The sequence below is a fragment of the Chloroflexota bacterium genome, assembly GCA_016235055.1.
In the GTDB taxonomy this organism is placed as follows: Bacteria; Chloroflexota; Anaerolineae; order JACRMK01; family JACRMK01; genus JACRMK01.
Genome location: JACRMK010000078.1, coordinates 152,133 through 164,480 on the forward strand (window position 1 = coordinate 152,133; position 12,348 = coordinate 164,480).

Annotated in this window: 12 protein-coding genes; 6 read left to right on the forward strand and 6 right to left on the reverse strand. The window is 65.1% G+C overall.

What is annotated here, in order from left to right; translation table 11 throughout:
- Positions 1 to 105: 105 nt before the first annotated feature.
- Genes HZB53_19485 through HZB53_19500 form a run of 4 tightly spaced genes read left to right on the forward strand, consistent with a single transcriptional unit; the run spans position 106 to position 3,953 of the window.
- Positions 106 to 1,314, forward strand: a complete 1,209-nt coding sequence (locus HZB53_19485) for a hypothetical protein (GenBank protein ID MBI5879835.1) — start codon at positions 106 to 108, stop codon at positions 1,312 to 1,314.
- Positions 1,315 to 1,319: 5 nt separating this feature from the next.
- Positions 1,320 to 2,234: an aminoglycoside phosphotransferase family protein gene (locus HZB53_19490; GenBank protein MBI5879836.1), complete on the forward strand. Its 915-nt coding sequence runs from the start codon at positions 1,320 to 1,322 to the stop codon at positions 2,232 to 2,234.
- A 16-nt stretch (positions 2,235 to 2,250) separates the two neighbouring features.
- Positions 2,251 to 3,183, forward strand: coding sequence for a glycosyltransferase family 2 protein (locus HZB53_19495; GenBank protein MBI5879837.1), 933 nt, complete (start codon positions 2,251 to 2,253; stop codon positions 3,181 to 3,183).
- The gene (locus HZB53_19500) at positions 3,180 to 3,953 is read left to right on the forward strand and encodes a glycosyltransferase family 2 protein (protein MBI5879838.1); all 774 of its coding nucleotides are present in this window, start codon (positions 3,180 to 3,182) and stop codon (positions 3,951 to 3,953) included. The genes HZB53_19495 and HZB53_19500 overlap by 4 nt, the downstream gene beginning before the upstream one ends.
- An 80-nt stretch (positions 3,954 to 4,033) precedes the next feature.
- On the opposite strand, the gene raiA is transcribed toward HZB53_19500, so the two are convergent.
- Both raiA and HZB53_19510 read right to left on the reverse strand, forming a co-directional pair.
- Positions 4,034 to 4,639: a ribosome-associated translation inhibitor RaiA gene (raiA, locus tag HZB53_19505; protein ID MBI5879839.1), complete on the reverse strand. Its 606-nt coding sequence runs from the start codon at positions 4,637 to 4,639 to the stop codon at positions 4,034 to 4,036.
- A gap of 112 nt (positions 4,640 to 4,751) precedes the next feature.
- Positions 4,752 to 5,486: a ComF family protein gene (locus tag HZB53_19510; protein ID MBI5879840.1), complete on the reverse strand. Its 735-nt coding sequence runs from the start codon at positions 5,484 to 5,486 to the stop codon at positions 4,752 to 4,754.
- A 78-nt stretch (positions 5,487 to 5,564) separates the two neighbouring features.
- Here HZB53_19510 and HZB53_19515 point away from each other — a divergent pair, with 78 nt between their 5' ends.
- Positions 5,565 to 6,182 carry an HAD family phosphatase gene (locus HZB53_19515; protein MBI5879841.1) on the forward strand — a complete coding sequence of 206 codons (618 nt, stop codon included), beginning with the start codon at positions 5,565 to 5,567 and terminating at the stop codon, positions 6,180 to 6,182.
- A 6-nt stretch (positions 6,183 to 6,188) separates the two neighbouring features.
- Here the strand turns inward: HZB53_19515 and HZB53_19520 are convergent, their stop codons facing one another.
- The 3 genes from HZB53_19520 to HZB53_19530 all read right to left on the reverse strand — a co-directional run bounded on the left by HZB53_19520 (position 6,189) and on the right by HZB53_19530 (position 8,224).
- Positions 6,189 to 6,929, reverse strand: coding sequence for an SCO1664 family protein (locus HZB53_19520; GenBank protein MBI5879842.1), 741 nt, complete (start codon positions 6,927 to 6,929; stop codon positions 6,189 to 6,191).
- A 123-nt stretch (positions 6,930 to 7,052) separates the two neighbouring features.
- Positions 7,053 to 7,553 carry a DUF3090 domain-containing protein gene (locus HZB53_19525; protein ID MBI5879843.1) on the reverse strand — a complete coding sequence of 167 codons (501 nt, stop codon included), beginning with the start codon at positions 7,551 to 7,553 and terminating at the stop codon, positions 7,053 to 7,055.
- Positions 7,554 to 7,555: 2 nt separating this feature from the next.
- On the reverse strand, positions 7,556 to 8,224 hold the full coding sequence (locus tag HZB53_19530) for a histidine phosphatase family protein (protein ID MBI5879844.1): 669 nt from the start codon (positions 8,222 to 8,224) through the stop codon (positions 7,556 to 7,558).
- Positions 8,225 to 8,354: 130 nt separating this feature from the next.
- On the opposite strand from HZB53_19530, the gene HZB53_19535 reads away from it, so the two are divergent.
- Positions 8,355 to 11,270 (forward strand): glycosyltransferase family 39 protein, encoded by a 2,916-nt coding sequence (locus HZB53_19535; GenBank protein ID MBI5879845.1) that lies wholly within the window; start codon positions 8,355 to 8,357, stop codon positions 11,268 to 11,270.
- Between the two features lie 60 nt (positions 11,271 to 11,330).
- On the opposite strand, the gene HZB53_19540 is transcribed toward HZB53_19535, so the two are convergent.
- Complete coding sequence (locus HZB53_19540; protein ID MBI5879846.1) at positions 11,331 to 11,867, reverse strand: cytochrome c; 537 nt, start codon at positions 11,865 to 11,867, stop codon at positions 11,331 to 11,333.
- Between the last annotated feature and the right edge of the window lie 481 nt (positions 11,868 to 12,348).

The following is a 12,348-nucleotide window of genomic DNA, read 5'->3' on the forward strand; positions in this document are numbered from 1 at the left end:
GTTTTCGGCGGCGCGCCCATTTGACGATTGATATCGGCTCTGTTAGACTCGAAAACAGTTCTGGAGTCGTTTTGCTCCAGATATTTTTGTGCCTGTTGAACGGTCATGACCATCAGACATCTATTTGCGTCGGTCCTATGCCTGTGGCTGCTGGCCGCCTGCGGCGCGCCGCCGCTGCTGCCGGCGGCGTCCGTGCGCCCGGAGACGATCACGCCTAACGGCGACGGCAAAGATGAAGCGCTCGAGGTCTCGTACACGCTGGCCGCCGGCGCGACGATCAGCGTCACACTGATCGGCCCCGATGGTCGCGCCTACGTTTTGCGCAAGGCGCAGCTCCGCTCGCCCGGAACCTATTCGTTTCTGTTTGGCGGCGTGCTGGGTGGCATGGTGCTGCCCAACGGCGCGTACGGCGTGCGCATTGAGGCGCTGCCCGCCGATGGCGGCGCCCCCGAGCTGGCCGAGCGGAGTTTCAAAATCGAAGGCTCGACCCTGACGCTGCCGGAGATCCAGAACTTCACGGTCTTTCCGCACCGCTTTACCCCGAACCGCGACGGTATTGATGACCGCGTCAGCATGGCGTACAACTTGACGAAGAAGGCCGATGTGCTGGTCTACTTGCGCGGCAAGGACGGCAGCAAGTGGCCCGTGCCGGAGCGGCTGGACAACGCGGCCAGGCCGGGCGACCCCGGCGTGCACACCTACGACTACGAAGGCGGCGTGGACCTGGGCGCGCAGCCTCCGCCGGATGGGGACTACATCGTCGTGGCCGAGGCGACCGACGCGCTTGGCAATACCGTCGTGGCGACCAATACACTGACCGTGGCCGACGGCGGCGTGCCGCGCGCCGAGATCATCGGCGCGACGGCGCGTATTGCGCCGACCTCGGTTCCGCTAGGCTCCAGCCTCGTGTTTACCGCCACCGTAGGTAACATCGGTACGACGCCGGTGCGCACCAAGGGGCCGTGGAGCGGCACCGAATACGATTCGATTGCCAACTTCAACGGGCTGGGCGAATACGAAGAGCCGGGCGTCTTCCGCATCGGCATGGACTTCGAAGGCAACTCGACCGGGCGGTTCTATCCGTACCGCTGGGGCATCGGATCGCCGAGCCAGTTGACCGTCAAGACCGTCAATGGCAAAGACCTGTACTACCTGATGCCCGGCCAGCGCGTCCAGGTCACCGGGCGCGTGCGCATGACCGACAAGAGCCAGTTTAACCCGCTGGCGCCGTACTTCTGGGTTGGTCTGTACCATGAGCAGGTACGCATCGTCAACGACCGCATTGCGCCGACGAAGGTGACGATCGGATTCTAGCCGCCATGACGCAGTCCGCTGCGCGGAAAGCGCAACTGCTGGCGGCGCTGCAGGCGGAAGTGCAAACGCACTATCCGGAGTGGCAGGCCGACCATTTCGAGATCGCGGGGCAGGGGTTGGAAGGGCTCGTCTGCCGCGCCGACACGGACGCCTTTGGACCGGTGGCGATCAAGACGCCCTGGCAGCGTTTCGTCAGCGACGACTTCGGGATTTGGGACCTGCGCGCATATCTGGAGCAGGAAGCCGTGTTGACCTTGCACGCGTGCCGTCACGGTGTGCCATCGCCAGCGATCCGCGCCCTGCACCTGAACGACGACGGGCTCGATTTTCTGGCGTCAGAGTTCATCGCGCGTGACGACAGTCCGCTGTCGTTCCACGACTTAGGTCGCCTGGTGCGGTCGATCCACGACTGCCCGCCGGTGGAGCGCACCCTCGTCGCAGAGCGACCGGGCGGCTTCAACGCCATGGTGGCGGCTCGTGTCGCTGATCGGGCACGCGCAGTCGAGCGGTACGCGGAATTGATTCTCGACCGTCTGCGGCCCGAGTTGCTAAACGAGATACTGGGCACGTATGTGCCGCGCCGGCAGTTGCTGCACATGGATGCGCGCCCGGCCAACCTATTCACCCGGCAGTCGCGGGTGGTGGCGATCAACGACTGGGGTAACGCCCTGCATGGCGACCCAGTTTTTGAGTTGGCGCGTGTGGCCGAGGCCGGCAATCTCAGGGACGGTTTCCTCGCTGGCTACGGTGATGCGGCGATCTTCGATTCCGTGCCGCCGGCGGTGGAGACGATCTACCGGCTCGACACCGCGATGATGCTGGTCATCGTGTTCCTGTTTGGCGAACCGGATGTCGATCGCGCCCGTCGACAGGTGGTGCGCACGCAGGCGTTGTACGACCAACTCTGCGCGTTCGTCTAGCGGCCCAAAAAAACCTGTGATCGATTTACCAGTCATTATCGTCTCGTACAACACGCGTGATCTGCTGCGCGACTGTCTGCGGGCAGTGATCGCCAGCGAGGGCGTGAATCCGCTGCCGATCGTGGTGGACAATGCGTCGCGGGATGGCAGCGCGGAGATGGTGCGCGCCGAGTTTCCAGGCGTCCAGTTGATCGAGGCGGGCGCCAACCTCGGATTCGCGGCCGGCAATAACGTGGCGCTGCGCTCGCTCGGATTCGGCGGTCAGCAATCCGGCGCGCCGGAGTTCGTGTTGCTGCTGAATCCCGACACGCACGTGCAGCCGGATGCCATTGCGACGCTGCTGGCGTTCATTCAGGCGCACCCGCGCGCGGGGATGGTCGGCGCACAGTTGACCTACCCCGACGGGCGTTTTCAGCATTCGGCGTTCCGTTTCCCCGGCATCTTCCAGACGTACTTCGACTTCTTTCCGGCGCAGCATCGCGTCATGAACTCCGCGCTCAATGGCCGCTATGCGCGTCATGCCGAGCCGTTCCTGGTAGATCACCCGCTGGGTGCAAGCATGCTGTTGCGCGGCGCGGCAATACAAGATGCCGGCCTGATGGATGAAGGGTATTTCATGTATGTCGAGGAAGTGGACTGGTCGCGGCGCATCCGGGCCGCGCGCTGGGATATCTGGTGCGAGCCACGCGCGGGCATTGTGCACTTTGAGGGCCAATCGACCAGCCAGTTCCGGCAGGCGATGTACGTGCAGCTTTGGAAGAGCCGCTTGCGCTATTTCGGGAAGTTCGAGTCGCGGGCGCGGCTGGCTACAATCCGATTCGTCATCCGCCTGGGCCTCTGGCATGCACAACGCACGACTGAGGCGGACACGCAGATGAATCAGGCTGAACGATCGGCGCGACTGTCGGCAATTGCCGACGTGCGCGCCATGTTGGCGGGTAACTCATGACGACGCTTTCCGCGGTGGTGCTGGCGCGCAACGAGGAGCGGCACCTGCCGGATTGCCTCGCCAGCCTGGCGTGGGCCGACGAAATGCTGGTGGTGGATTCGTTCAGCACCGATCGCACGCCGGAGATTACGCGCGCGGCCGGCGCGCGGCTGGAGGAGCGCGCGTTCGTCAACTACGCGGCGATGCGCGACACGGCGCTTGGCCTGGCGACCGGCGACTGGGTGCTGTTCGTGGACGCCGACGAGCGCGTGCCCGGCGATCTGCGCGACGAGGTGCGGGCGACGATCAATGCCGCGCCGGACACGCAGGCCGGCTACTGGATACCGCGCAAGAACTATATCTTCGGAGCGTGGATACGGCACACAGGCTGGTACCCGGATCGGCAACTGCGCTTGATGCGCCGCGCCGGCGCGCGCTACGACCCAGCGCGGACGGTGCACGAGCTGGTCGTGCTGGACGGCGACGTTGGCGAACTAACACGGCACCTCACGCATATCAACTACGAGACGATCGGTGAGTTCATCCGCAAGCAAAGGTATTATGCGCAGTTTGACGCCCACAAGCTGTGGCAGCAAGGCGTCCGGCCGCAGCCGCGCAAGTTTGTGACGCAGCCACTACGCGAGTTCTACCGGCGCTTCGTGCAGTTGTCCGGCTGGCGCGACGGCTGGCGCGGGTGGCTATTGTGCGGGTTGATGGCGTGGTACCAGTTCGAGATCTATCGTTTGATGCGCCGCCAGGGCGCCGGTGACCCTGGGGCGGGAGCGCCCTGAGTGCAGAGGATACGCGGCGGGACGGGAAATGCGAAGCGGGTGGACTAGTCCACCCGCTTCGCGTTTACTGCGCCGCTCTACTATCCCAGTTCCGGTATCAGCAGCCCGTAGTCGCCGTCGTTGCGCCGGTAGAGCACGTTCACTCCGCCGTCGCTCTCGTTGTAGAACACGAAGAACGAGTGGCCGATCAACTCCATCTGCTCGATCGCTTCCTCGGCCGACATCGGCGAGGTCTGGAAGCGTTTGGTGCGTACGATCGGCAGATACGCTTCGTACTCCAGGTCATCCGGGCTGGCCGGCGGCGGCTCGGATGCCGCTTCGGCCAGCGCGACTGGCAAGCTTTCGATCGCATCGACCGTCTCGCGCAAGCCGGCGCTTCGCCGCTTGCGGCCATGGCGCTTCTCCTTGAACCGGTCGACCTGGCGCACCACCTTCTCCATCGCCATGTCGATGGCGGTGAACAGGTCGGAGCCACGCTCCTCGCCGCGCAGAATCTTGCCGCCCGAGCGGAGCGTGATCTGGGCCACGTTGCGTGCGTCCGACCCCTTGGTGTTTTCGCTGGTCAACTCGACCCGCGCCTCCGTCATGCCCGGCAGATGCCGCTCGACGCGCTGCATCTTCTTTTCCACGTACTCACGGGTATAGTCCGTGACCTCAACGTTGCGTCCCGTGATCGAGAGTTGCATAAACGACCCTCCTCAATGGAAATGGTGGTTGAACGCGGGGCTATCCGATCGGTGTGCTCCGCGCCCGACAGAGCGCCTCCTTTCGATTGTGCTCACCTATATTATCGCATCTTTAACGTGCTAAAGTCAATCCCCAAACAATTCCGGCACCGGCGGCAGCCAGTTCGATCGCGCAGTTGGCCAGCGTCGCGCCGGTGGTCGCGACATCGTCGATGAGCAGAATCTTCTCGCCGGGCAGCGCGCGCCGGGCGCGGAAGGCGCCCGCGATATTGGCGCGGCGCTCGGCGGCGCTGTGCATACTGACCTGCGGTTCCGTGTTCCGGTCGCGCACCAGTGCGTCTCGATCGACCGGCAGGCCGCAGCGGCGGCCGACTTCGGCCGCGAGCAGCGCCGACTGGTTGTAGCCGCGCTGGCGCTCGCGTTGTTTGTGCAACGGCACCGGCACGATCAGGCTGGCCGGCAGCGCGAGCGTGGCAAGCTCGGCGGCCAGCAGCGCGCCCAGCGGCTCGGCGAGCACCGTTCGCCCGTTATACTTCAGCGCGTGAATCGCCGGGCGCAGCGGATCGGCGTATCGTGCGACTGCATGCAGGCTGGCCAGCACGTCGGGCGGTGGGTGAGCGGCGCAACTGGCACATGCGGCAGAAGGGGACGGTAGCTCGCTGCCGCAGCGAGGGCAGAATGGCGGCGCAATACGCTGCAGCGCGCCGGTGCAGGCGGCGCAGAACCACTCGCGCCCCAGCCGGCCGCAGCCGGCACAACGCGGCGGGAAGAGCAGGTCGAGCACGGTCCGGTTGGCGTCGCGCCACAGCGCCGCGATACGCGTGCGCGCAGTCGTCCGCTCTGGCATGGGTGTATCGTAGCGCAGTTGCCGGCGCTGCGCAAGCGGCAATTTGCACCCGGCGAAGGCGTCGGTTACACTGACGCCATGACTGACCATCTAATTCGCGCGATTATCTTTGACCTGGGCGGGGTGCTGCTCGACTGGGATCCACGCTACGTGTACCGAGAGGTGTTTGGCGGCGACGAAGCGGCCGTCGATGCGTTTCTGGCTGAGATCGATTTCTACGGCTGGAACATGCACCAGGACGCCGGGCGCAGCTTCGACGAGGCAGCCGAGGCGCTGTGCGCACAGCACCCGCGCTGGTGCGAACAGATTCGTCTCTACGGTCAGCGCTACGTGCACTCGTTCGGCGGGGCGATCGAGCCGACGGTGGCGATTCTGCGGCAACTGAAGGCCGCCGGTTGGCCGCTGGTTGCACTGTCGAATTTCCCGCCCGGCAAGTTTGATGAGACGCGCGCGCGCTTCGACTTCCTGCACCTGTTTGACGATGCGGTGATATCGGGCGATGTGAAACTGACGAAGCCCGACGCGCGCATCTACCGGTTGGCGGTGGAGCGCGCCGGTTGCCGGGCGGAGCAGTGCGTGTTTATCGACGACGTGCCGGCGAATGTCGCTGCGGCGGCATCGCTGGGCATCGATGCCATTCGCTTCGAGTCGGCCGAGCAACTGGCCGGCGACTTGAAGCGGCGCGGTATCCTCTAGCGCCGGCTAAACCGGCGGCCAGGGTACCGTGTACCAGTCCGAATTGGGCTCCGGGAACCTGCCCGCTTCCAGCAGTTCGGCCAGCCGGCCTTCGAACGCCTGGATTTCATCGGCGGACAGCAGTTCGGCCAGCCGGTCGGCAACGGTGCCGTGCTGCTCCAACTGCGCCTGCATCGATGCCATGTCCTCAAGCAGTTTCGGCGGAATCGACTCGCCCGCGTAGTCCCAGATCACCGTGCGCAGCTTCGGCTCCGGGTGGAACGTCACGCCGTGATCGATGGCCCAGACTTTGCCGTTGCGGTCGATCAGGCAGTGGCCGCCCTTGCGGTCGGTGTTGTTCAGTAACGCGTCGAAGATGGCCATCATCTTAAACGTCTCGCGGTGCGATTCCTTGAGCGTGAAGTAGTGTTGCTCGGCGTCGCAGTCGATGAACAGCTGCACCGAGCCCGGCCCGTGTGGCCCCTCGCGCAGGACGGTCGGCGGCACCAGGTCCCAGCCGAGCGCGGCCGACACGCAATACGCGGCAACCTCGCGCTGGCAGAGCGTGCCGGTCGGGAAGTCCCACAGCGGCCGCTCTCCGGCGCACGGCTTGTACACGGCCAGTAGCTGCACCTCGCCGCGCGTCACGACGCCCAGGAACGTGTAATTGGTGCTCCAGGGCAGCAACCCCTGAAGGTCGATCTGCCCGTGGGATAGCGTGTCGATGATTTCGACGGTCGTGTGCGGTTCGAGGTGCGATGCGGGCATGCGCACCTCGCGCGTCTCAGTTGCGGTGGGTCGGTTGCGTCTCTTGCTCATGGCTCTGGTCTGAGTTGAATGCGCCGGGGCCGGTTCGCAGGGGGAGGCAGCGGTGAAGGGCGGCGCGGCGGCCTAATGGCCATTGCGCTTGGGGCAGAAGTGCCCCTCGGCGTCGATCGGGTTGCCGCACAGGACACACGTCGGGCGGCCGCCGGCGCATACGATGCGCGCATGGGCGGCGAGCGCGCGCGCCTGGTCGCGGCTCATCCAGAAACGCACGGCGCCGGACGCTTCGGCGTCGTCCTCGTCGCCGTCGGGCGAATCGTAGGCGATGATGACCAGCCGGTCGGTGCGCTCGTCGTGTCCGAGGCCGATCTGCGCGACGCGAAACAGCGGTTCGAGCGGCTCGTCCAGCGACAGTTCCGCCTTACTTGTGTTGGGCGGCTCGCCGAGCTTCTCGAGCAGCTCGTCAATTCCGTCGGCCAGCGCCTGTGCCTGTAACTTCTCGATGATGACGGTGACGGTGGAGCGGCCCTGGCGGCCCTGCAGATAGAAAGTGCGGTGTCCCGGTTCGCCGATTGCGTCCACGACGACGTCGCTGACCGGATTGAAGTCGTACAGAAGTTGCGGCATAGCTAACGTTTTCGAGCCGCGCCCCGCTGCTTGCGCGCGCGCTTGGAGGGGCGATGCGGCGCCGCGAACGGTTCCAGCGGTCCGGTGTCATTCAGGCGCAGCAAACGCGCCATGCCTCCGTCCACCTGCACGACCGTCAGCGACGCCGGGCTGATCACGATGCGCTGAAAGTGGTCGAGGTCCAGCCGCAGGTAGTGCGCGACGATGGCTTTGATGGCATCGGCGTGCGAGACGACCGCGACGGTGCCCCTCGGGTGGCGGCGCGCGATATCGTCCAGTTCAGCGACGAGGCGGCCCTGCATCTCGCTGAACGATTCGCCGCCCGGCATGCGTGTGTGCGCCGGGCGCGTCTGAATCGCCGCCCACAGCTTGTGCTTCGAGGCCTGCTTCACCGATTTGCCCGTCCACTCGCCGGTTTTCAGGTCCGCGAGGTTTTCGCGCACCTGCACGGCAAGCTTGCGACCATCGGCGATATACCCTGCCGTCTCCTGCGCGCGCTCTAGATGGCTGGCGAACAGGCCGTCGAGTTTGACCGGCTTGAGGCGCCCAGCAGCGGCTGCGGCCTGCTTGCGCCCCTCGTCGTTCAGGTGAATACCCTCGGTCCAGCCGGGCAGTTTGCCCTTTTTTACCCAATCATTGGTGGCGTGACGCACAAAAATGAAAGTAGTCATCCTTCCAGCGATTATACCATAACTGCGAAAGTCCAAACGGGCGCTACGCGACGTAAGGTAGATAGGACGGCAAATCGATGCGCCATTTGCACGCATTCTGCCGGCATGCTAGACTCTGCTCAGACGCCTCATGAACCTTGCCACCCTCGCCGCCACCGCGCACCGGCTGCTGTCCCGCCGTAACTTGCTCACTGTCGTTGCGCTGGCGGCCTACGTCGTTCGGCTGGCGCGTATCGACGCGATGTCGCTCTGGTATGACGAGGCGTTTAGCGCGTGGCTCTCCGCCCAGTCGCTTGGCGCGATCACGGAGCGCACGGCCGCCGATATCCACCCGCCACTCTACTACTACATCCTCCATTACTGGACGCTGGCCGTGGGGCAGAGCGAGTTCAGCCTGCGGTATCTGTCGCTGGCGTCCGGCGTGTTGTGCGTGCCGCTGTTCTATCACCTGGGGCGGCGGCTGCTGGGCGAGCCGGCCGGCTGGATCGCCGCCGTGCTGGCGGCCCTATCGCCGATGTACGTGTGGTACTCGCAGGAAGCGCGCATGTACATGCCGACGGTACTGTTCGTGCTGCTGTCGGCCTTCTTTTTCTGGCGCTGGCTGGCGCGGCCCACCTGGCTGACCTGGATCGCCTGGACGCTGGCCAATCTGGTTGCCGTTTATCTGCACTTCTACGCATTCTTCATTGTTGCGTTTCAGGTGATCTATTTCTTCTACTGGTGGGTGCGGCAGGAAACGCACTGGGGGATGCTTTTCGTTGGCCTGACCAGCAGCGCGCTGGTGTGCCTGTCGTTTGCGCCGTGGGCGCAGTTTGCGCTGGCGCGCTTCGCCCAGGATGAGTCGTACTTTGAAGGCGTGTTATCCATGGGCGAGGTGGCGCGCAAGACGCTGATCCTATTCAGCACCGGCCAGACGATGCTGGAAGCCGACGCGTTGCTGCCGGCGCTCGTGTTCGGCTTGCTGGCGATTGCCGGCTGGTTTGCGGCCGCGCGCCTGCAGCGCGATCCGGTCGCTCCGTACGTGGACAACCCGTTCCGCCTCCCGCTGACAACCGGCGCAGCCGCGCGGGTCTATCTGCTGCTGTGGCTGGTCATGCCCGTACTGCTCATGTGGTTCATTTCGTATGGGCGGCCGAAGTTTCATCCCCGTTACTTGATGATCGCGTCGCCGGCCTTCCTGCTTTTCGTGGCGGCGACGCTCGCAGCGCTGGGATTAGCGTTCTGGCGCAGCGCGCCGGCGCACGCCGCACGCCGCTATACGCTGCTGTCGCTGGCGGCGGGTTGCGTGGCGGTCGTGGCGAGCACGGTGGTCAGCGGGCTGATCAATCTATACACTGACCCGCAGTTCATGAAGGACGATTTTCGCTCGGCTGTGGCGACGATCAGGTCGCAACGGTCGCCCAGCGAGCCGACCATCCTCGTGTCCGGGCACATGTACCCGGTCTACCAGTACTACGATCCGCAGGGGCGCACCATCCCGCTGCCCGATTCGCCGACGTTGTCGACCCGGCGCGTGCTGGGTTACAACGTAGCCAACGAACTCAATCAGGCGCTGAGCGGCGCGACCGGCGCGTGGCTGGTGCTGTGGCAGGACGAGATCGTAGACCCCGGCGGGTTTGTGCGCACCATCCTCGACACACAGGCGCAGCGCGTGGGGGTGGATTCGTTCTGGGGGGTCGATGTCCTGCACTACGTACTGGCGCCGGGCACCGTGTTTCGCGACAAGCCGCAGATTCAGTACGCCCGCACGGCCAACTTTGGAGGGCAGATCGAGCTGCTCGGCTACAATCTGCCGCCGGCGGCGCAGCCGGCCGATCAGGGCATCGCGGTGACAGTCTACTGGCGCGCGCTGGCCGACCTGACGCGCGACTACCAGGTGTCGCTGCGCGCGCTCGATTCGGCCGGTCGGCTCGTCGGTAAGCTCGATGCGCGGCCGGCGACATACGACTTCCCGACCACTCGCTGGCGCGCCGGCGACATTGTGTTCGGTGCGCTGGCCGTGCCGCTCGACCCCGGCACGCCACCCGGTGAATACAGCCTTGAAGTTCAGTTGTATGCCGCCGATGATCTGCAGACGCTCGATGTGCTGGATGCGGCCGGAAACCCGGCCGGCCGTACGATAGTCTCGGATCCCATCCGCATTGAACGCGCCCAGCAGCCGCCCCCGCTGGAAAAGATCAAGCCGGCCCGTCTGATGCGCTACAACGTGGCCGGCGTGATTGATATGATCGGCTATGAGCTTGACCGCGACGCCGGACAACCGGGCGAGCCGATTCAGGTCACGATCTACTGGCGGGCGCTGGCGACGCCGAAAGACGACTACCGCGTGCAGTTCCTGATCTCCCGCAGCTCGGCGCCGACGGAGTCGTTCACGGGCGATGCACCGGCGCCGCTGGTCAGCGGCTACCCGACCAGCCAGTGGCACACGGGAGAGATCGTAAAGGCACGCTACACGTTCTATGTCCCGTCCGACGCGGCGGAGGGCGACCGCACCTTGCGCATGACCATCATGGACCGGCTTGGAACAACCGTTGGTGCATCCGTATCGGTCGGCAATGTCAAGGTTGAGCCAAGCACGCGCATCTTTCAGCCGACTCGACCGCGCGTCACGCAGCAGTTTCGCTTCAGCGGCAATGAGATTATGCTGTACGGCTACGACCTCACGCCGACGCCGGCGCTGAGTGGCGCGTTTACCGGCACGGTCACGCTCGTCGCCGGCGACTCGCTGCGAGTGGATCTGCACTGGCGCGCGGTACAACGCGTGCGCGCCGGGTACAAGGTGTTTGTGCAGGTGCGGTCAACCGATGGCCCGCCGCTGGCGCAAGATGACTCGGTGCCGGCGGGCGGCGCGCGGCCCACTGTGACCTGGGTGCCGGGCGAGTACCTCGTCGACACGCACGATCTGCGGCTGCCGAAAGAGATGCCGCCAGGCAACTACGTTATCGAGGTTGGGCTGTACGATGCGCGCACGGGCGAGCGTCTGTCGTTGGCGGCGCCGGGCGCGCCGAACGCAGCGCGCCTTGGCGTCCGGCTAATCGTGCGTTAGGCGTATGGCGGAAAACAGAAAGCCCCCGTTCACACGGGGGCTTTCTGTATCGTCAGCCGGTCACTCCGGAGAGGTCTCCGCATCCCGCTGGGTTTGCCACCATTGTTTGCGGCGCTGGTCTCGGCTCCAGCGCGACTTGATGTAGTCCATCACATCGACCACCTCCGCGGGTGACAACGTGGTCCTAAAGGCCGGCATGCCGCTGGCGCCGGCCGGGCCATTGCCGTTGGTGATGACGTCGATGATGGTTGTATCGCGGTTTCGCCAGGCCGGGCCCGACGCATCCAATGGCGCGGCCGGGTACGAGCCGTCGGGTTGGCGCAGCGGCCATTGGGGGGCGCCTTGCAGTGTGGCGCCATGACATTTCGCGCATTGCGCGGTGTACACCCTGGCGCCACGCTCGATGCGACCCGCATCGGGGCGCGGCAGCGGGGCAACCGCAACGCCCTTGAACGGCACCGGATTGATGAAGTCGCTCTCGTCGTTCGCGCTACCGATCGCTTCCGAGATGCTGGCCGCCGTCGACAGCAACGCAACCATGCAGATCAGCGTTGCGAGCAGGGTCAAGGCAATCGCAAGCGGTATCCGGCCGTTCATACGTCAGCCTCGCGCCGCCCCGTGGCGCGTGTGCATGCGCAGGCACGCGTGGGGAATGCCTGCCCGGCTCGTGCGCCGCGCGAGCGGCCGCCTGCATCCGGCGCAAAAAGGGCGCCGTCGCTAGAGGAACGACTGCGATGGACTGCTTGTCGCGAGGCAATCGGTGCGAGCGCGCCAGGTATTACTAGCGAGATTCGTTGAGCGGCGAACACCATAATGCTAATCTGCTCCGTTGCAGATGATCGCATTTGTGCGGAGAGCGCCGGCGGCGCAATCCAGTGGCTACCACGACGTTATTATACCATCATTCGCGCCAGAGATGGCAGACGGCGACGAATTCCAGCAATTCTCAATTTGGCTTTGGACGCGTACTGTCCAATGCCGGCTTGCTATGAACTTGGCCCTCTGGTGCTTGTCACGCACGCTGGCTCGACAAGTAAGCGGCGTTGCCCTCCCCCCGACCCCCTCCCAACTTTGTTGG